General features: G+C 46.5%; 20 protein-coding genes. All 20 read left to right on the forward strand.

What is annotated here, in order from left to right; all coding sequences use genetic code 11:
- Positions 1 to 76 precede the first annotated feature (76 nt).
- Positions 77 to 919 (forward strand): UDP-3-O-[3-hydroxymyristoyl] N-acetylglucosamine deacetylase, encoded by an 843-nt coding sequence (gene lpxC / locus GX348_06075; GenBank protein ID NLP41757.1) that lies wholly within the window; start codon positions 77 to 79, stop codon positions 917 to 919.
- Positions 920 to 922: 3 nt separating this feature from the next.
- Positions 923 to 1,354, forward strand: coding sequence for a 3-hydroxyacyl-ACP dehydratase FabZ (gene fabZ / locus GX348_06080; GenBank protein NLP41758.1), 432 nt, complete (start codon positions 923 to 925; stop codon positions 1,352 to 1,354).
- 179 nt (positions 1,355 to 1,533) lie between these two features.
- Positions 1,534 to 2,352 carry an acyl-ACP--UDP-N-acetylglucosamine O-acyltransferase gene (gene lpxA, locus GX348_06085; protein ID NLP41759.1) on the forward strand — a complete coding sequence of 273 codons (819 nt, stop codon included), beginning with the start codon at positions 1,534 to 1,536 and terminating at the stop codon, positions 2,350 to 2,352.
- A 68-nt stretch (positions 2,353 to 2,420) separates the two neighbouring features.
- Positions 2,421 to 3,224 carry an LpxI family protein gene (locus GX348_06090; GenBank protein NLP41760.1) on the forward strand — a complete coding sequence of 268 codons (804 nt, stop codon included), beginning with the start codon at positions 2,421 to 2,423 and terminating at the stop codon, positions 3,222 to 3,224.
- 275 nt (positions 3,225 to 3,499) lie between these two features.
- The gene (gene lpxB / locus GX348_06095) at positions 3,500 to 4,648 is read left to right on the forward strand and encodes a lipid-A-disaccharide synthase (GenBank protein ID NLP41761.1); all 1,149 of its coding nucleotides are present in this window, start codon (positions 3,500 to 3,502) and stop codon (positions 4,646 to 4,648) included.
- Positions 4,648 to 6,375 carry a lipid A export permease/ATP-binding protein MsbA gene (gene msbA / locus GX348_06100; GenBank protein ID NLP41762.1) on the forward strand — a complete coding sequence of 576 codons (1,728 nt, stop codon included), beginning with the start codon at positions 4,648 to 4,650 and terminating at the stop codon, positions 6,373 to 6,375. The genes lpxB and msbA overlap by 1 nt, the downstream gene beginning before the upstream one ends.
- Before the next feature lie 191 nt (positions 6,376 to 6,566).
- Positions 6,567 to 7,865 (forward strand): 3-deoxy-D-manno-octulosonic acid transferase, encoded by a 1,299-nt coding sequence (locus tag GX348_06105; protein NLP41763.1) that lies wholly within the window; start codon positions 6,567 to 6,569, stop codon positions 7,863 to 7,865.
- A gap of 18 nt (positions 7,866 to 7,883) precedes the next feature.
- Positions 7,884 to 9,098 carry a tetraacyldisaccharide 4'-kinase gene (gene lpxK / locus GX348_06110; protein ID NLP41764.1) on the forward strand — a complete coding sequence of 405 codons (1,215 nt, stop codon included), beginning with the start codon at positions 7,884 to 7,886 and terminating at the stop codon, positions 9,096 to 9,098.
- 39 nt (positions 9,099 to 9,137) lie between these two features.
- The gene (gene kdsB / locus GX348_06115) at positions 9,138 to 9,863 is read left to right on the forward strand and encodes a 3-deoxy-manno-octulosonate cytidylyltransferase (protein ID NLP41765.1); all 726 of its coding nucleotides are present in this window, start codon (positions 9,138 to 9,140) and stop codon (positions 9,861 to 9,863) included.
- Between the two features lie 171 nt (positions 9,864 to 10,034).
- Entirely contained in the window at positions 10,035 to 10,859 is an 825-nt protein-coding gene (gene kdsA / locus GX348_06120) for a 3-deoxy-8-phosphooctulonate synthase (GenBank protein NLP41766.1), read from the forward strand.
- Positions 10,860 to 10,929: 70 nt separating this feature from the next.
- Positions 10,930 to 11,904, forward strand: coding sequence for a KpsF/GutQ family sugar-phosphate isomerase (locus GX348_06125; GenBank protein NLP41767.1), 975 nt, complete (start codon positions 10,930 to 10,932; stop codon positions 11,902 to 11,904).
- The gene (locus GX348_06130) at positions 11,904 to 12,449 is read left to right on the forward strand and encodes an HAD hydrolase family protein (protein ID NLP41768.1); all 546 of its coding nucleotides are present in this window, start codon (positions 11,904 to 11,906) and stop codon (positions 12,447 to 12,449) included. Before GX348_06125 ends, GX348_06130 begins: the two co-directional genes overlap by 1 nt.
- Before the next feature lie 207 nt (positions 12,450 to 12,656).
- Positions 12,657 to 13,607, forward strand: a complete 951-nt coding sequence (locus tag GX348_06135) for a lysophospholipid acyltransferase family protein (GenBank protein NLP41769.1) — start codon at positions 12,657 to 12,659, stop codon at positions 13,605 to 13,607.
- Positions 13,597 to 14,145 carry an LPS export ABC transporter periplasmic protein LptC gene (gene lptC, locus GX348_06140; protein ID NLP41770.1) on the forward strand — a complete coding sequence of 183 codons (549 nt, stop codon included), beginning with the start codon at positions 13,597 to 13,599 and terminating at the stop codon, positions 14,143 to 14,145. Before GX348_06135 ends, lptC begins: the two co-directional genes overlap by 11 nt.
- Complete coding sequence (locus GX348_06145; GenBank protein NLP41771.1) at positions 14,142 to 14,858, forward strand: organic solvent tolerance protein OstA; 717 nt, start codon at positions 14,142 to 14,144, stop codon at positions 14,856 to 14,858. The genes lptC and GX348_06145 overlap by 4 nt, the downstream gene beginning before the upstream one ends.
- Before the next feature lie 118 nt (positions 14,859 to 14,976).
- Positions 14,977 to 15,696: an LPS export ABC transporter ATP-binding protein gene (gene lptB / locus GX348_06150; protein NLP41772.1), complete on the forward strand. Its 720-nt coding sequence runs from the start codon at positions 14,977 to 14,979 to the stop codon at positions 15,694 to 15,696.
- A gap of 35 nt (positions 15,697 to 15,731) precedes the next feature.
- On the forward strand, positions 15,732 to 16,820 hold the full coding sequence (locus tag GX348_06155) for a YjgP/YjgQ family permease (GenBank protein NLP41773.1): 1,089 nt from the start codon (positions 15,732 to 15,734) through the stop codon (positions 16,818 to 16,820).
- 39 nt (positions 16,821 to 16,859) lie between these two features.
- Positions 16,860 to 18,092: a DUF3084 domain-containing protein gene (locus GX348_06160; GenBank protein NLP41774.1), complete on the forward strand. Its 1,233-nt coding sequence runs from the start codon at positions 16,860 to 16,862 to the stop codon at positions 18,090 to 18,092.
- A gap of 826 nt (positions 18,093 to 18,918) precedes the next feature.
- Positions 18,919 to 20,070, forward strand: coding sequence for an S-layer homology domain-containing protein (locus GX348_06165; protein ID NLP41775.1), 1,152 nt, complete (start codon positions 18,919 to 18,921; stop codon positions 20,068 to 20,070).
- Between the two features lie 209 nt (positions 20,071 to 20,279).
- Positions 20,280 to 20,708 carry a pre-16S rRNA-processing nuclease YqgF gene (locus tag GX348_06170; GenBank protein ID NLP41776.1) on the forward strand — a complete coding sequence of 143 codons (429 nt, stop codon included), beginning with the start codon at positions 20,280 to 20,282 and terminating at the stop codon, positions 20,706 to 20,708.
- Positions 20,709 to 20,853 lie beyond the last annotated feature (145 nt).

Below are 20,853 nucleotides of genomic sequence, written 5' to 3' on the forward strand. Positions count from 1 at the left end.
AATACTTGCAGGATTTGTTCATATTCTGTAGAATAAACAAAGGTTATCATGTCAGGAGGATATCATGCATTATAATATGTCGCACCAAACTACACTAGCTAAATCTATTGCGTATACCGGTATCGGACTCCATTCAGGCAAAGAAGTATCAATTACCATGAACCCGGCCCCAGCTGACTCGGGCATTATTTTTGTTCGGGTCGATCTTCCTGGCGCGCCGCAAGTCACTGCGTGTACCGCTAATGTCACGGCGGCCATGCGGGCCACGACGCTCGAGTGCGGCCTTGCAAAGGTGTTTACCGTAGAACACCTCTTGGCGGCATTAAGGGCAATGGGGGTAGACAACTGCCTGATTGAAATCAATTCGGCCGAACCGCCGGTGGCTGACGGCAGTGCCCTGCCGTTTGTCAAGCTGATTGAGTCAGCCGGTATCGCAGAGCAAGTTGCTCGCCGCCATGTTGTACAGGTGACCGAAGCTCTTGCAGTGCGGCACGAAGATAAATTTATAACTATTTTACCTTATGATGGACTACGAATAACTTTTACCTCTGTTAATCCGCATCCGCTGTTGGGGGTGCAGTTCGGCGATTATGAAATAACCCCCGAATTGTTTACCCAAGAAATTGCTCCGGCCCGCACCATCGGTTTTATGCATGAAATCGAAGCACTGCAGGCTCAGGGGCTAGCGCTTGGCGGCAGTTTGGATAATGCTATTGTCTATGACGACACCTCGGTGCTTACCCCGCTAAGGTTCAACGATGAACTGGTACGCCATAAAATATTGGACGTCATCGGTGACATAGCGCTAGCCGGCTTTGTTCACGGTCATATCATTGCGGTTAAATCAGGTCATGCGCTTAATACTGAATTAGCCGAAAAAATAACATCTCAGGTCACAACTGCTAAGGGAGCTGAATAAACTATGTTGTCTATAACTGATATTCAAAAAATTATTCCGCATCGGTATCCGTTCTTGCTGGTCGACCGGATTATCGAAATAGAGCCCATGAAACGGGCAGTAGGTATAAAGAACGTAACCGGTAATGAAAACTTCTTCCTGGGGCATTTTCCCGGCCAGCCGGTAATGCCTGGTGTGCTTATTCTTGAAGCTATGGCTCAGGTTGGCGGTGTTGCTATGCTTTACCCGGAAGAGAACCGTGGTAAGCTGGCCTATTTCGCCGGCATGGAGCGCGTAAAGTTCAGAAAGCCGGTTACGCCTGGTGATCAGCTGCGCATGGTTGCCGAACTGGTTAAGGTTCGCGGCAATATGGGCAAGCTGTGGGCCGAGGCCTACGTTGACGATCAGGTAGTAGCCGAAGGAGAATTCTTATTCGCTTTGGTAGACAGAAGCTAACTTAATGAGAAAAATAGTGCTTTTGCCTTAATAAATTGCGTAAAAGCGATTTCAACTTAAAAAATGGCTGAATTTAACGAAAAATAAATCGTCACAATCAGACTGTATAGTCGGACTATATTGTAAGTGAAACAACATGGGCAATGTATTGTACTTGTTTAGAAGGAGTTGATATGCGAATGAAACCGGAAAAGGTAATTCCACTGCGTAAGATACATGAAACAGCAGTTGTACACCCTGGAGCCCGCATCGGTAAAGATGTTGAAATTGGGCCTTACGCTGTTATCGGTGAAAATGTTTTAATCGGCGATGGTACTAAAATTGGTGCCCATGTAGTCATAGATGGATGGACCAGTATCGGTAAAGACTGTATAATTTACCCTAGCGCTTCAATCGGCGCAGATCCGCAGGATCTTAAATTCGCCGGTGAAAAAAGCTATGTATTTATTGGTGACAATACCAAGATCAGAGAGTTTGCTACCGTTAACCGGGCAACCGGCGAAGGCGAAGAAACCCGCATCGGTTCAAACTGTTTGCTGATGGCTTACACTCATGTTGCGCACAACTGTATTGTTGGCAATAATGTTGTTATGTCCAATGCGGCAACGCTGGCCGGCCACGTAATTGTTGAAGACCGTGCCGTACTAGGCGGTCTATCCGGCGTTCATCAGTTTGTAAAAATCGGCCGCAATGCCATGGTTGGCGGCGCGTCCAAAGTGGTGCAGGATGTTCCGCCGTATGTTATTGTTGACGGCCATCCAGCGCATGTGTCGGGTCTTAATAATGTTGGCATGGCTCGTGCCGGCATCGGACCGGAAGCCCGCCGCAATCTTAAAAAAGCGTACAAAATTCTCTATCGTTCTAGCTTAAGCCTTGCGCAGGCAATTGCTGTTATGGAACAAGAACTTGATGCTTGCCCGGAAGTAGAACATTTCCTCCGCTTCCTGCGTAATGCTGAGCGTGGTATTTGCCGTACCCGCCGTGAAGCTGCTGAATAATCTTATTGATATTATAAATAATATAAACGGAATCTTGATACTAACAACAACATATAGGGGAAATTGCGATGAAGACGATTGGTTTGTTAGCCGGTATCGGACGACTGCCGGTAGAATTTGCCCGTGCCGCTCGCGGCATGGGCTTTAAAGTGATAGCAATCGGTGTTGTGCCCGGGGTTGACCCTGAACTGAGCGAGGCTGCTGACAAGTTTTATTCGATCAGCGTTGGTGAACTTGACAACATTATTAATACCTTACAGAATGAACAGGCTAGCGAAGTCACGATGATCGGCAAGGTTACCAAAGAGCTAATGTTTGCCGGTACAGTACAGCTTGACGACCGCATCCGCAAAATGCTGGCAAGCCTTCCTGATAACAGCGATGATACCATTATGCTGGGGTTTGTGCGTGAAATGGCATCCGAAGGCATCGGTGTGCTCGACCAGACTGCCCTTATTCGGCAATTAATGCCGGGAGCGGGTCAAATCTCTGCACGGGTTCCGACTGCCAGTGAAAAGGCTGATATGGAGTTTGGCTTAAAAATGGCCAAGCAGATTGGCGGACTTGATATTGGTCAGACCGTTGTTGTCAAAAATCTTGCCGTAATGGCGGTAGAAGCCATCGAAGGAACTGACGCCTGCATCTTGCGCGGCGGTGAACTTGGCCGGGGCGATGTTGTTGTGGCCAAAGTAGCCAAGCCCAACCAGGACTCGCGCTTTGATGTACCCACTGTCGGACCGGATACCTTGGCTGTTATGATTAAGGCCAAGGCCAAAGCCTTGGTAATCGAAGCCGGGGCAACGCTGCTAGTTGACAAAGCTACTGTCATCAGAATGGCTGATGAGAATGGGATAGCAATAATTGCTATGTAACATTTAATGGCACTTGGCACTTGGCGCTAGTACATAGTGCTAAGCGCCAAGTGCTGATTGTTTTTAGATAAAATACGAGCTGTAAACCGAGATCGCCACGACACTTGCGTATCTTGCGAAGACATTTTCGATAGCCAGTATACTATTAGTTGTCATTGCGAACGAGCGCCAGCGCAGTGTGGCAATCTCACGCGCCCCCAATCCCCTCTTGAGAGGGGTGCCTGAAAGGTGGGGTGTATAAATCTGCGATTATCTAACTATTAATGGAGGCCGACATGTACAAAATCATGATCTCAGTAGGCGAAGCATCAGGCGATTTGCATGGAGCAAGTGTTGCGAACGCGCTTAAATTAGCCTGCCCTGATATAAAACTGTTTGGCATGGGCGGACAGGCTATGCGCCAAGCCGGGGTTGATATTGTTTATGATATCGCCGATCTAGGCGTAATCGGTTTAGTCGAAGTTGTTAAAAATTTGCCTCGTCTATTCAAGCTGCGTGATAAGCTGGCCGAGATTATGGAGCATGAGCGGCCGGATGCGTTAGTTATTATCGACTATCCCGGCTTTAATATGCGACTGGCGAAAGTCGCCAAAAAGAAAGGCATCCCGGTAATTTCATATATCAGCCCGTCAGTTTGGGCATGGGGCAAAGGCCGGGCAAAAGGCGTGGCAGAAACCGTCGAAGCGATAGCAGCTATTTTTCCCTTCGAGGCCGAGGCTTACAAGGCGGCCGGTGCTAATGTTACCTACGTCGGCCATCCGCTTGTTGATATAGTTAAGCCGTCAATGGAAAAGGCCGACGCTTATCGCCATTTTGGCGCTGACCCGTCCAAGCCAGTCTTATTATTAATGCCGGGAAGCCGTAAGCAGGAAATTCTCAGCTTGCTGCCTGATATGTTAGGTGCTGCTGAAAAAATTGTCAAAAAGGTTCCCGACTGCCAGGTTTTTTTGCCGGTAGCTTCGACAATTTCCCGGGAAATGCTGCAGAATATTTTCAATAATTACAGGGTTTCTGTTAAGCTGACAGAAGGAAATAACTATGATTTGATGAATATTGCCGATGTTGGCATTGCGGCATCAGGTACCGTGACCCTCGAGGCAGCGCTAATGAAGTTGCCTACCGTTATTGTTTACCGCGTAGTGCCACTTACCTATATGCTTGGCAAGGTTCTTGTCAAGATTCCGCACATCAGCCTGCCAAATATTATCGCTGGGCGCGAAATCGTTCCTGAACTGCTGCAGGGGGAGGTTAATCCTGATAAAATTGCCAGATATACTTTGGAGATTCTCCTCAACAAAGGCATGCGCGATCAGATATTAACAGACCTTGCGGAAGTAAACAGTAAACTTGGCGAATGCGGCGCGGTGCGTCGGGTAGCCGATGTCATTTTATCAATTGCTGCGAAAGGTCCTGGAGGAAATTAATGAAGACATACCTTCGCTTATTACAATATATAAAACCATATATACCCCGTCTGATAATCGCGGTCATTTGCATGATCTTTGCATCGGGGGCTAACCTATATGTACCATGGATATTAAAAGATGTTATTGATCAAGTATTATCCGAAAAGGATATGATGAGGCTCAATATCATTGCTGGCGGAATTATAGTTATCTATTTTTTGCGCGGCATTTTCTTCTATGGCCAAACCTATTTAATGTCGTACATTGGCCAAAGAGTTGTTATTGATATCCGGGAAACAATCTATCGCCATCTCCAACGCTTGCAGTTGTCTTATTTCGAAAAACGTAAAACTGGTACCGTAATGAGCTATATAACAAATGACGTCACGGCTTTGCAGGGGGCTTTGGTTGATAGCGTCATCGAACTGGTAACTGAAGGAATGATACTTGTAGGATCGATAGCAGCAATGTTTTACCTGGACTGGAAACTATCGCTTATGACCTTCATTACGATGCCGCTGGTAGCTCAGACCATGAAAATATTCGGTAAAAGAATGCGTACAGCCAGTTCCGTATTACAGGAACGGACCGCAGATATAACTTCAATTTTACAGGAAGCAATATCATCAATTCGCGTTATTAAGTCATTTGTTCGGGAAGATTATGAAATCGACCGCTTCAACAGACAAAATATATCTAACTTCCGGGCGCATATGAAGACGTCTCAGCTGTCGGCAACCCTGACACCGATGATTGAGTTCTTAGCCGCAATTGGCGTAACCGTTATTATTTGGTTAGGCGGCCGTGAAGTTATTGCCGGCGAGATAACGGCGGGAGCGCTTATCGCTTTCCTAATGTATGCTGTAAACATATCAAATCCGGTAAAACGTTTGAGTCGTGTATATAGTCATATTCAGAAAGCGATGGCAGCAGCCGATCGGATTTTTGAAGTGTTAGACACAGAACCTGAAATCAAGGACGCTCCAAATGCAACCGAGCTCCCTCATATAAAGGGACATGTCAAATTTGATAAAGTCAGTTTTGAGTATAAGGCTGGCGAGCCTGTCCTTAAAAATGTTGATATCGACGCCAAACCCGGCCAGATGGTAGCCATTGTCGGGCCGAGCGGGGCCGGTAAGACCACCATTGCCAATCTTATTCCGCGCTTTTATGATGTGACTGCAGGTACAGTTACTATTGACGGATTTGACATTAGAAAAGTTACTTTGGCTTCGCTTCGTGAGCAGATTGGCATTGTGCCGCAAGAGACTGTACTGTTTAACGGCACTGTCTATGAAAACATTCTCTATGGGGATTTTAATGCCTCCGAAGAACAAGTAATTGCGGCTGCAAAAGCCGCCAATGCCCATAAATTTATAACTGACATGCCGGATGGTTACCAAACGCAGATTGGCGAGCGTGGCTCCAAATTGTCTGGCGGTCAGCGTCAGCGGATTGCGATCGCCCGCGCTATCCTAAAAAACCCGCAAGTCCTTATCCTTGACGAGGCCACGTCAGCACTTGATACTGAGAGTGAGCATCTTGTTCAAGAGGCTCTGGACAAACTGATGATTGGTCGGACATCCTTCGTCATTGCCCACCGGCTGACAACCGTCCAGCGCGCCGATGTTATCCTGGTAATGGAACGCGGTGAAATCGTAGAACGCGGCACTCATGCCGAACTGCTTCAGCAAGGCGGTCTGTACAGCAAACTGCATCAAGTGCAGTTCGGGGACAGCGAATAATCTGAGAAAGCCACGTCGCTGATGCTCCTCGCGTGACATTTTAAATGGCACAGGCATACTAGCTGTCATTGCGAGCGCAGCGCGGCAATCTCAATCCCCTCTTGAGAAGGGTGCCCGTAGGGCGGGGTGTGTAATTCGCCGCTTATCCACCAATATATCTATATATTCGTATCATAAATGAGGTATCCAGCATGCATATTCTCTATAACATCTTGGCAGTCTTACTTGTCATAATCGCCATGCCGGTATTTGTTTTCCGCTTGATTCGCGAAAATGGTTTTGGCGAACGGCTCCGCCAGAGTTTCGGCTTTATTCCTGAAGAAACACTGGCTCGTGTGGCAGGCAAGGGCGCAATTTGGCTGCACGCCGCATCAGTCGGCGAAATTGTTGCCACTAGCCCGATTGTCAAAGAAATCCGCAAAGAAATACCGGACGCACCCATCATGATTTCGGTTGTGACGGCCAGCGGGTACACTATGGCCAAACGGATCATCAAGGAGGCGGATGCCATCATATTTTTCCCGATAGATGTTCCGTTTTTGGGCAGCAGAGTAATTGATCGCATCAAGCCAAGGGTTTTTTTACCTGTCGAGACCGAGCTATGGCCTAACTTTTTAAAATCGGCCCGTAAGCACAAACTGCCTGTTATGATGGTCAATGGCCGCATCAGCGATAAAAGCGTGGAGCGTTATCGGCATCTAGGCAGTGTGCTTACTGATATGATGAACACTGTCAGCAGATTTTGCATGCAGTCGGATATTGACAAAGATTATATCTTGCGGCTAGGCGCTGATCCCAGCCGAGTAGTTGTTACCGGCAACACTAAATTTGATCAGACCTATACAGACGTAAGCCAAGAACAAAAAAACAAGCTGATTTCTGAAATGGGCCTAGTGGGCAGCGGGCCGGTGATTCTTGCCGGCAGCACCCATAAAGGCGAAGAAGAAATTATTTTTAGATCCTTTATTGCCATAAAAGAGGCCTTTCCTAAGGCCAAACTGGTTATTGCGCCGCGGGAAATTCTGCGCACTGATGAAATCATAAACTTGGCAGCAAGCCATAATTTTACGGCGGCGCGCCGAACGGCGCTGCAGCAAAACCCGTCTGCCGGACACGATGTTGTAATATTGGATACTATTGGTGAGCTAGGCAAGATTTACAGCCTTGGTGACATTGTTTTTGTCGGCGGCAGTTTAATCCAGCACGGCGGGCATAACATTTTAGAGCCAGCAGCCCATGGAAAACCAATTATTGTCGGCCCCAACATGTTCAATTTTAAGGACAGTTATTTCCTATTTTCAAACCGGGGCGCATGTGTTACAGTGAGAGATAGCACCGAATTAACAGAACAAACGCTAAAAATCCTAAATAATAACGAAATTCGTAAAGCTATGTCGGATGAGACAACTGCCATAATAAATGAAAACCGCGGCGCAGCGCGGAAAAGCGCAGTATATCTCAAAGAGTTGCTTGAAGCATTCAAATACTAATTAGAAGGCGGAACAAGTATGCGCCAACGTGAAAAATTACAACTGTATTTATATCAATTAGTCCATGGCGAAAAGCCTGGTATCCTGTCAGCTATCCTGCTTGGGGTATTAAGAATTTTTTCCTTTATCTACGGCTTGGGCGTACGCGTTAAATTGGGCTTATACAGTTGCGGTATAAAAAAGCAGCATAAACTCGACTGCACAGTTATCAGTCTCGGCAATATCACTGTCGGCGGTACCGGTAAAACCCCGACCGCTCAACAACTGGCGATGATTATTCGTGATATGGGCTATAAAGTTGTTATTCTCAACCGGGGCTATCGTGCCGGCTGGAAAGGTGATATTGGGCTAGTATCGGACGGTAAAAAGATTTTTATGTCGGCTAATGAAGCTGGCGATGAAGCCTATTTGCTAGCTAAAAATCTGCCGGGCGTACCTGTTGTTGTGGGTAAGGACCGCGCTGTAACCGGCGAGTATGCGGTCAAACAGCTTAAAGCCGATGTTGTTATATTGGATGACGGCTATCAGCATTGGAAATTGGCCCGTGACTTAGATATTGTGCTTATCGATACCTTAAATGTATTCGGCAACAACTTTCTGTTGCCGCGCGGCACGCTGCGTGAACCACTCGCTAACCTTGAACGGGCTCATGCCTACCTTTTAACCAAGGTTGACCAATCCAGCCACAATGCGCGAAACAATATTAGAAATATCTTGGCTCGTTACAACTGCATTGCTCCGGTGGTCGAAAGCATCCATAATCCCCGAGCGTTCATTGAAATCGAAGACTGGTATAAAAAAGGTCTGCGCTGTACAAAAATCAATCTTGAGGTCGTGCGCGGCAAACGGGTAATGGCTTTTTCAGCCATCGGCAACCCATCTTCCTTCGAGCAGACAGTTGCCGACACCGGTGCCAGCGCAGTCGAACCTGTACGGTTCCCTGACCATCACAGCTATACAATGGCTGAAATGCAGGATGTTATGCAGAAAGCCGTCGATCAAGGGGCCTGCGCCCTTATAACAACTGAGAAAGACGCTGTTAAAATTCCCGCTGAGTTCATCCACTCTGATCGTCCATTGCCGATGTATATTTTAAGTATTGAACTTGACTTTGTTGACGGTATGGAAGATCTAATGCTCTTAATAAAAAAGGCTTTGAAACCTCAGCCGAATTTTAATAATGTTGTACCGCTTAGAACCGCACGCCGCCGTGGCATAGAGGCGTCGAAATAACTGTACACTTTTTTATAAATGTGTGCCGGAGGGATCCGAATGAAAGTATTATGCGTAATACCGGCGCGGTATTCATCTACCCGTCTGCCCGGTAAACCGTTGGCTGATATCGCCGGCAAGCCGATGATTCAGCATGTCTATGAACGGGCAAGTAAGGCAACGCGTCCGGAAATGGTGCTGGTGGCGACCGACCATCAGCTGGTCTACGATGCTGTAGCCGCTTTCGGCGGCAAAGTTATGCTGACCTCGCCGGAGCATCCTACCGGAACTGACCGGCTAGCCGAAGTCGCCCAAGCTTATCCCGATATTGACATCATCGTCAATGTCCAAGGCGATGAACCCTTAATTGAGCCGCAAATCATCGATGATTTAGCCGGTGCCTTTGATAATGATGACAACTTGAGTATGGCAACGCTTATGACCCTAATGGACGAAAGTGAGTATAACAACTCGAGTGCTGTCAAAGTTGTAACTGACTTAAACGGTTATGCAATGTATTTTTCCCGGTCTCTTATTCCCTTCCCACGGGTTAAAAGCGAAGGATTCGAGGTGTATAAGCATATCGGTATTTACGCCTACCGGCGGGACTTCTTATTAAAGTATGCTAAGCTTCAGCCAACACCTCTCGAAGTTTCCGAATCGCTTGAACAGCTTCGTGCCCTTGAACATGGCTATCGGATCAAAGTCCTAAAAACTGATTTCAAATCGATCGGCGTTGATACACCGGAGGATTTGGACCTGATTAATAAACTACTCTTGAAATAATGAGATCGCCACGACACTTACGTGTCTTGTGATGACATACTAGGAAGCTAGTGGCTAACTAAACTGTCATTGCGAGCGCATGCGCAGCAATTTAATCCCCTCTTGAGAGGGGTGCCCCAAAGGGCAGGGTGTGTAATTCTCCATAAAGCAGAATCACAAGGAGGTTCATTGATGAACACCGTTAAGATAGGCTCAATCGAAGTTGGCGGCAAACAGCCGCTGGCTCTAATCGCTGGACCTTGCGTTATTGAAGGCTATGAACGCTCGCTGAAAATTGGACGGGCCATTAAAGCTATTGCCGATCGGCTTGGCGTTCCCTATATTTTCAAGGCATCATTTGACAAAGCTAACAGATCATCATATAAATCCTTCCGGGGTCCTGGTTTGGAAGAAGGACTGGCCATTTTAGATAAAATCAAGGCTGAGCTAAAGGTGCCGGTTGTCAGCGATATTCACTGTATGACTCAAATCGAGTCAGCAGCCAAAGTGCTCGATATTCTCCAAATTCCGGCCTTTTTAGCACGCCAGACTGATTTGGTCTACAACGCCGCTTTGACCGGCAAACCTGTAAACGTAAAAAAGGGCCAGTTTATGGCTCCTAACGATATGAAGAATGTAGTAGGCAAAATCCTCGAAGCCGGCAATGAAAACATTCTGCTGACCGAACGCGGTGCCAGTTTTGGCTACAACAACCTTGTTGTAGATATGCGCGGCTTAGCCATAATGCGTTCATTCGGCTATCCGATCGTATTTGACGCCACTCATAGCGTCCAATTACCGGGCGGTGCCGGAACATCATCTGCCGGACAACGGGAATTTGTTGAATATCTGACCCGTGCTGCCGTTGGCGTCGGCATTGATGTGCTATTTATGGAAGTCCACGACAACCCCGAAGAAGCCCTCTGTGACGGGCCTAATATGCTCTATATCGACCAGCTTGAAGACCTCTTAAAAGATGTCCAAGCTATTGATAATGTAGTGCGGAAGCATAAATAATCCCCTCTTGAGCGGGGTGTGTAATTCGCCATCAATTATACTTGGTGGCTCTTTCATAAGGAGGTGCCCTATGAACATCATTGAACAAGCTCGTGCAGTGCTTAAAATGGAAGCAGAGGCTATTGAGAGCCTCATTCCTCGGATAAATGGCCAGTTTACTTCAGCTGTCAGACACATAATCGAATGTGATGGCCGTGTTATTGTTACCGGTATGGGAAAATCAGGCCATGTCGGCCGGAAGATTGCCGCTACTCTCGCAAGTACTGGCACCCCGGCCTTTTTTCTACATCCGGCCGAAGCTATCCATGGCGATCTAGGCATGGTGACAGCTGATGATATTGTATTAGCAATATCCAATAGCGGCGAAACCGGTGAGATAATTGGCATTATCCCGGCTATCAAGCGTATTGGCGCCCATATTGTTGCCATGTGCGGCCGTGAACAATCTACTTTAGTGCAAAATGCCGATGTTTTTTTAGATATCAAAGTTGAACAAGAGGCTTGCCCCTTGGGTTTGGCTCCTACCTCGAGTACTACAGCTACGCTGGCAATGGGAGACGCCCTGGCGATTGCGCTGTTGTGCGCCAAAAACTTCACTCCGGAAGAATTTGCTATCTTCCACCCAGGCGGCGCACTAGGCCGCAAGCTGTTGCTGACAGTAGAGAATGTTATGCACGGCGGGCAGGATAACCCAACCATTACGCCTGACAAAACGGTCAAAGACGCGTTGTTTGTTATTACCGATAAAGGCCTTGGGGCAACCTCGGTTATTGATGAAACCGGCAAACTGATGGGGATTTTGACTGATGGCGACATCCGGCGGGGATTGGAAAGAAAAGGACATGATATCCTTGATGAAAAGATTGGCAGTCTTATGACCAAAACGCCGCGAACCATTACGCCTGATAAGCTGGCGGCTCAGGCGTTAAACATCATGGAAAAAAATACACCACGGCCAATTACCGTTTTACCGGTAGTAGATAAGGACAATAACGCAATTGGTATCATTCACCTTACTGACTTATTGCGCCGAGGAGTGGTATAATGGATATTAAGGCCCGAGCCGCTAAAATAAAACTTTTGGTTTTTGATGTTGACGGCGTGCTTACTGCCGGTCAGTTAGCAATTGGCCCAAACGGCGAAACTATGAAGCAATTCTATGCCCAAGATGGCCTTGGCATATCAGCGGCTCACCAAGTCGGTATTAAAACGGCCATTATAACCGGCCGTAAAACTGAAATTGTAAAATTCCGCGGCGCCGAATTAAAAATCGGCGACATCTATCAAGGCTCAGTGAATAAAGTAGAGGCAATGCATGAACTTGCCGCTAAGCACAAGCTAGCTATGGACGAAATCTGTTATGTCGGCGACGACCTCAATGACCTGGCAGTGCTTTTACAAGTAGGCTTTGCCTGTGCTCCGGCTAATGCAGTATCCGAAGTTAAAGAACGCGTCCATTACATTGCCAGTCACCAAGGTGGTCAAGGCGCAGTTCGGGAGATAATTGAGCTAATCCTAAAAGCCCAAGGCAAATGGCAGCAAGTAATCGACGCTTACACCAAGCCGGCAAATATAGAAACAAGACAGTAAAAAATGAGATCGCCACGACACTAACGTGTCTCGCGATGACATGATAGATGGCCGACAGCTAACTAAATTGTCATTGCGAGCGAAGCGCGGCAATCTCGGTTTTAAATCCCCTCTTGACAGGGGTGCCCACAGGGCGGGGTGTGTAATTCGCCATAAAGCATACTTGAAGTGTGTTATTTTAGTTATTATTCAGAGAGGAGGCCCGCCGTGTCGAATGAATGGCAATACCACCTACTAAAATCAATTAGCAAAATAGTCTGCCTGCTGCCTTACAGTGCAGTCCTATTCTTAGGCAAACTACTCGGCAAGTTGTATTATCATATTGCCGCCAAGCAGAGACGGCGCGCACTCGCGCAGCTCTTAGACGGAACAGGCATATCGCCTGAAGAAGGCAATATCATTATCAAAAAACTATTTCGCAATCTCGGTCAGACCTTCCTAGAAGTGATGTACATACCATCACTAACCCCTGAAAGAATTAAAAAATTTGTTGAAATTGAAAATCGTCACTATTTAGCGGATGCGGTTGCCGAAGGGCGCGGGGTAGTATTTCTCACTGCTCATATCGGCAATTGGGAGTGGCTGGGCGCGGCGTTGTCAATGGAAGGCTTTCCAATGACTACCGTTATCAAACGCCAGCCTAATGATCAGCATACTCGTATTCTAAATGATTACCGCCGAATGGTCGGTATGGAAATATTTGCGCGAGGAACTACTGAATTGGTGGCAGCCGCCAAAGCCATGAAAAAAGGTAAGGTGCTTGGCTTTTTGGCTGACCAAGACGGTGGAAAAGATGGATTATTTATAAAGTTCTTCGGCAAAATGGCATCCACGCCGCTGGGACCGGCTGTTTTTGCCCGCAAGTTTAAAGCACCGGTTGTACCCGCGTTTATTGTGCGCCGGCCCGAAGGCGGACATCGGATAATAATCCAACCGCCGTTATACTATGAAAATATCGGGGGTGACCCCGAGTCGATAAACAAACTGACTGAACGTATGACCAAAATCATTGAAGATACAATCAGACAGTATCCTGATGAGTGGCTTTGGTTCCAGAAACGCTGGAATACACCGTTTCATGAGGAAGCAAGCCAAGTATCAACCACGTCAGCTGCCCCGTTATGTAAGGAAGGACAGGTGAGCGGGTTTGAAAAATAAAAAACTTTGGATTATCGCCTGTGCCATTATTTTAGTGATTGGCAGCGTGTACTATTTCAGTGCAGACAATGATGATCAGCAGCAGACAGCGCAAGACGCTGGCGATACTAAACCGGTTTTTATCGGTAACGAAATTATTGAGGAAGAGAATGGCAAACGCTTATGGGAGCTTAAAGCCGAGCGGACTGAGATAGACCCGCAGACTAAAGCAGTAAAGATGCTTAACCTCAAGGGCACTTTTTATAAAGACGATGGGAGCAGCATCCAAATAATTGCGCCTGAGGCAAACATAGATCTTAATAGTAAGGATATTTTAATGGTTGGCAATGTAAAAGCCATAACTAGCGATGGTGCCACCTTTACTGCTCGTGAAGCCCGGTGGGAAGGTAAGAAACGCTACTTCTACGGGACAGGCGGTGTTACCATGACGAGGGAAGATACCGTTATAACAGGTGACAAAATTGAAAGTGATGCCAATATGGAAAAAGTAAAAGTTGAAGGCAATGCCCGGGTAGTAAAAGGAGGGGCTCCTAAGTGAAAAAGAAAATCAGCGCAGCCTTAATCGCTGCTTTAGTCACTTTTGGCGCAGCAGCCAGTTTGCAGGCCGAACAAAATAAGCCGGTTGAACTGTCAGCTCAAACCATCGAATACAATTCATCAACCGGTGTTATGATTGCCCAAGGCGGTGTAAGAATGATCCAAGATAATGCTGTCCTTACCGGTACCAGCGCCGAATATAATACAAAGACCAGAGAAGCCTATGTCACAGGCGGAGTTAAAGTTGTCAAAGAAGATGCTACCCTAACCTCGGCCGAAGTCCGCTCCTATGACAATAACCATCTTGTTGCTACAGGCAATGCTGTATTGGTCAAGGGGCAGAATACTCTTACCGGACCTAAAATTGACTATTATGCCGATAAACAATATGCTGTCATTCCCGGCGGCGCTCGTCTTACCATGCCCGACGGCTTTATGACAGCGGATAAGATTGAAGCGTTTATTCAGGAAGATAAAGCTGTCGGCACCGGCAATGTGCATATCGTCAGCGATGTGCGCAAACTTGACGCTGTAGCCGATAATGTAACCTATTATGGCACCAAAGGCGGCGGACAGGGTAAAGCCATCCTGACCGGCAATGCCCGGGCAGTCCAAGAGGGCAACATCCTGACTGGTGAAACCCTCACCATCCGCTTAAATGACAAAGCTATGGATGCCACCGGCCGCACCAAACTAGTAGTCCAGCCGCAGTAAAACCGAGATCGCCACGAGCTATTATTTGCCCTCGCGATGACAGTCTAGAATGGCAACAGCCAACTCAATGTCATTGCGAGCTAAGCTAAGCGCGGCAATCTCTAAAGGAGTATTCCCAATGTACATTGAAACAAATAACCTTATAAAAACCTATAAAGGCCGCAATGTTGTCAACGGCGTAAGCCTGCGGGTAGACAAGGGACAAGTCGTGGGACTCCTCGGGCCGAACGGTGCCGGAAAGACTACAACCTTCTATATGATTGTCGGTCTGGAACGTCCCAATAATGGCAATATCATTGTCAACGGCGAAGATGTCACCTCGATGCCGATGTACAAGCGTTCGCGCTATGGTATCGGCTACCTCCCGCAGGAAGCATCAGTCTTTCGTAAGCTGACCGTTGAGGATAATTTAATGGCTATTTTGGAGACAACTAATCTCTCAGCGGCTGAACGTAAAGATAAGGCCGAAAGCCTTATTCACGAGTTTAATGTCGGTCATGTGCGCAAACGGAAAGGTTCTGAGCTTTCCGGCGGTGAACGCCGCCGGGTAGAAATCGCCCGCTGCTTGGCAACCGACCCTAACTTTATTCTGCTCGACGAACCCTTCGCCGGCGTTGACCCGATCGCAGTAGCAGATATCCAAGACATTATCGGCTACCTTCGCCAACGTGGCATTGGCATTTTGATAACCGACCATAATGTCCGGGAAACACTTAGCATCGTAGACCGGGCGTATATCCTAAACTCAGGCGAAATTCTAATCGATGGCGACAGCGAAACTATCGCCACTAGTGAAATTGCTCGTAAGTTCTACCTCGGCGAGAACTTTAGCTTATAATCCCCCTCGACTTAACCTACTATGAGGAGAAATATATGCGCATACTTGATAAATATATAACCAAAGAACTACTCGGTCCATTCATATTCGGCATATGCGCCTTTTCAAGCATATTTATCGGGACAAGCACACTGTTTAAAATTGCGCAGTATGTCACAAAGTACGGCACACCGCTTATTACAGTAGTCAAGCTGTTTGTATACAGCTTGCCCGGAATTGTTGTTCTGACATTCCCAATGTCAATGCTGCTGGCATCGCTCATGGCATTTGGCCGCTTATCAGGCTCAAGCGAAATAACAGCAATGAAGTCTGGCGGATTAAGTTTTTACCGGTTAGCAGCTCCGGTGTTTGTAGTCGCATTTTTTGTCAGCATTTTTGCTGTCGGTTTTAACGAATATGTTGTACCACGGGCTAATGCAGCCTATAACTATATCGTTAAGTATGAAATTGAAAAAAACACTGCTCCTAAATCACAAGAGCATATTGTTATAAAAGATGTCAGAGGCAATCTGTTAGAACGTCTTACTTATGCAAGAAAGTACGACGAGAAAACAGGGGCAATGTACGCGGTAACCATGCAGGAGTTTGAAAAAGGCAATCTTGTTCGCGTGGAAAATGCCGAGAAGGCGGTTTGGAAAAGCGACCGCTGGATTATGTACAACGGCATTATTCACGACTTATCGGTCGAAGGCCAGCTTGAACGGACAATGCGGTTTGAGCAGCAGATAATGCCGCTCAACAAGACTCCTAAAACCATTTCCCATGAACAGAAAAAACCTGAAGAAATGAGCATCAAGGAATTACGGCAGCAGATAAACATTCTGCAAAAAGAGTATGTGAACATCAGCAAGCTGGAAGTAGAACTTTATCAGCGGTTTACTATTCCTCTGGCAAGCTTTGTTTTCGCTCTGATCGGGACACCACTTGGCCTTCAGCCGCATCGATCAAGCTCTTCAATCGGGCTTGGTATTAGTATAATTGTTATCTTTATCTACTATACCATCATGACAGTAAGTTCAGCCCTCGGCCAAGGCGGAGCGATCCCAGCCCTGCTAGCTGCCTGGCTGCCAAATATCCTCGGAATCATCGCCGGATTCTTCCTGGTAAGAAAGGCATCCCAGTAACTTTCCACTTTCCGACTTAAATAGAGAGGAGGAACGCATATGTACGGCATCATCCTAATAGCCGTCATAGCCTTAATGGGTGGGGCTATTGCCTATATCGGCGACAAGCTGGGTACCAAAGTCGGCAAGAAGAAACTTTCGATTTTCGGCTTGCGCCCTAAGCATACGTCGATAGTTGTCACAATAATCACCGGCATCCTTATCGCCGCCTGTACGCTCGGCATCCTAAATCTAGTATCACGCGACGTACGTACAGCATTATTTGGCATGGATGAATTAAAGGCCAAACTAGTTTCCCTCTCGCAAGAAGTAACCGCTAAAAACACCGAACTTGAAACCAGTCGCAAAGAGTTGGAAGAAAAGACTAAAGAATACTCAGCCTTAAATGAAAAGGTTCAGGCAACTGTAACCAAGCTAAGCGCAATCTCCCGCGAATTAGCAGTAGTCACAGCAGAACGCGACAAAACGGTTGCTGCCCTTGCTGCGGCTCGCGGTGATCTTGATGAAGCAGAACAGGAGATTACGGCGCTTCAAGCTACCAAAACTCAGCTTGATTCCCGCATAAATCAGCTTAATGAAGCTAAAACTTCACTAGAAGAAGATGTAGACCAACTTAATAAACTAACTGAAAACCTTAAACAAGGACTGCAGTTTGTCCGCGAAGGCGCTGTTGTATTCAGAGCCGGCGAAGTCTTATATACTGATACGCTGCATTCCGGCAGCAATACGGCTGAGATACAGAAAGCGTTTACAGGGATTGTTTATAACGCAAATCAGATTATTATTCACAAACTTGGGATAGAAAACAAAGACCTCGAAGTCTTATGGATAGCCAAGTCTGATTTTGACCAAGCCATGGACATTATCAAGGCCAACCCGGGCACGGATATTATTGTCCGGATATCGTCCGCTAGCAATACCGTATACGGTGAGCCGGTCATGGGCCAGATTCAGCTATTCCCTAATAATCTAATTTATGCAAAAGATTCAATAGTCTATTCCGAAGTCGTTGACGTAGGACGGGAAACACATCAGGCGGAAGAAGCTATATTGGCCTTCCTGCAAAAAGTTAATGTAGCTGCCGTCAAGCAGGGAATCCTGCCAGACCCAATCCAAGGCACAGTCGGCAGTATGAGCGGCGCACAGCTTTATGGAACCATCAATAAAGCCACTCGCTACGGCGGTAAAGTAGAACTAACCGCCACCGCCAGAACCGACGTCCATACAGTAGGACCTTTAAACATAGAAATTAACGTTGAAAAAGTGAGATAGATATAAGACGTAAATAAGAAGTGGAAAGCGTGGTTCGGTATTGTGCCGCATCATTGCCTTCCACTTTTTAAATCCCCTCTTGAGAGGGGGGGCCACCGTCGCCTACGAAACGTTAATGTTGCCGAAAGACGTACTAATATAACTGGACGTACTAAAGCAGCATTGTTAGGGTGGGGTGTGACTCTATTATTTACATAATTTTTTTTGATAACAAGAAGGAATCCCGCAACATTCACCGAATACATATTAACGTTAAAAATGGATTTATGTTAATCCATAATTTTTTTGATAGATTACGACTGACTAGTCGCCCCAAAAACAAGTGTGAAGAACTTTAAAAAATTTAAAGTCAAAAAGAAGGAGTTTGTCGTAAAATGTCGAAATAAGTATTATAAGATTATGTTAATCATATATTTTTTTAAAGAAACCTGACTGGATAGTCGACCTAGACGAATTGCAATATAATCCGCGATATTAGACGCAACACATTCAGTAGACTTTAAAATTATGTAAATGATGATTAACTAATCTATACTTTTTGACACTACATGACCGATTAGTCAAATCACCGACACGTTAAAAGACTTACCAATAATTACATCACACATCACAGCAGGATACAAGGAAGTAGTGTCGAATTATGTAAACAAGAAACCTGCAAAAAGCGGCAGGTTGGCATAAAGCAGAAACTGAGCTGGACTGGGTATGATACATGAGGAAACGTGGATACTCATCGAAATCATTCCCCCTCTGGTGAAGCGAAGCCGAAATGCTTTGGTGGCAACACCCGCAAAACAATTATTATAAATTCAAGGGGGATTTCCAAGTGAAAAAAAGACTTCTTAAAGCAGCTGTAGCAACTGCATTAACAGTAGCATTTGCAGTACCTGCATTTGCTAACCCATTCTCTGATGTTCCTGCAAAACACTGGGCATATGATTCCGTAAACAAACTTGCTCAAGCTGGTATCGTTGACGGTTACAATGATGGCACTTTCAAAGGCGACAAAACAATGACCCGTTACGAAATGGCTCAAATCGTAGCTAAAGCTATGAACAAAGACCTGAATCCTGAACAAAAAGCAACTGTTGACCAACTTGCTCAAGAATTCAGCACTGAACTTAACAACCTCGGCGTAAAAGTTGAAGGTCTGCAAAAACAAGTTGACGACATGGTTAAAATCTCCGGCGACGCTCGTGTACGTTACGCTGGTACCGAAGATGCTGCTGGCAGCAAACACGACAACACTGATTTCCGTGCCCGTGTATCCTTCGACGGCAAAATCAGCGACAACCTGAAATTCAATGCTCGTCTCAACAGCGGTAACATCAACTATGATGGCAATACCAACGGCAGCTTTAAATTAGATACTGCTAACGTAACTGTAGACGCTCTTGGTCTTACTAACACCATTGGTCGTCAAGACGTTCTGCTTGGTGGCGGCTACCTGTATGACACTCAAATGAATGCCATTGCCGCTAAAACTGGCAACCTGAAACTTGTAGCCGGTAATACTGTAGATGGCGAAGACGGCAAGCATCGTGTATATGCAGCTGAATATGGCTTCAACGCTCTGGGTGCTGACTTTGGTGCCAGCTACTACAAAGACGACTCCAATGATCAAGAAATCTATGGTTTGACTAGTGCTTTCAAACTTGCTGACAACGTAACAGCTACTGCTTCATACTTCGACAACGACGATGCTAACGCTGATGCAACTGCATTCGGTGTGAAGTTTAACAAAGCTGGTCTGTCTGTAACTCATAGAGATGTAGAAGCTGCTGCTTTCACTGGTTTCGGCAGCCTGAGCAACGATATGAATGCTAGCGACTTAAACGAAGGTTTCAAAGGTATGGAATATCAATTAGACAAAAACCTTGACAAGAACACTGTTCTGACTGTTAAATACCAAGACTTCGAAACTAAAGCCGGCGCTGACCTGAAACGCACTAGCGCAGCTGTAAACGTTAAATTCTAATAAGCTTCAAACCAAGGCGCCCAATCCGGGCGCCTTTTTCGTATGTCATTGCGAGCGCAGCGCGGCAATCTCGGTTTTAAATCCCCTCTTGAGAGGGGTGCCCGCAGGGCGGGGTGTGTATTTTCTGATGCACCTCGTCTATTTTTTTATTTTCTGCAGGAATATAATCCCTCTCATGGAATATACTATTCAGGAACGGAGGTTGTCCCATGGAAGACCTAGTAATCTCTGTCGACCCCGGCCGCGAGAAGTGCGGAATAGCCGTAGTCCATAAGACAAAAGGGGTACTACATAAAAAAGTGATCGGAACTATAAAACTTGCTGAAACAATAGCCAAGCTAGCTATTGAGTATAATGTCGCTATTGTTCTTCTAGGTAACCGTACAACCAGCCGTGAAAGCAAAAATATTCTAGAAAATATAAAGATAAAAAATAGGCCGCTGATTATAAAACTAGTGGACGAGCACCGCTCAACCGATGCCGCTCGCCAGCGCTACTGGCAGGAAAACCCGCCGCGCGGCTTAAAGCGTTTAATCCCGGTAACCATGCAAGTCCCGCCGGTTCCCGTCGACGACTATGTAGCCGTAATCCTTGCCGAGCGCTATTTTAAATCCCCTCTTGAGAGGGGTGTCACATAGTGACGGGGTGTGTAAGTTTCTGAGATCGCCACGTCGCAAACGCTCCTCGCGATGACATACTAGAAAGCCGACAGCTAACTAATTGTCATTGCGAGCGCAGCGCGGCAATCTCACGTACCTAATCCCCTCTCGAGAGGGGTGGCGC

Source organism: Veillonellaceae bacterium (assembly GCA_012523975.1).
Classification (GTDB): Bacteria; Bacillota; Negativicutes; order JAAYSF01; family JAAYSF01; genus JAAYSF01.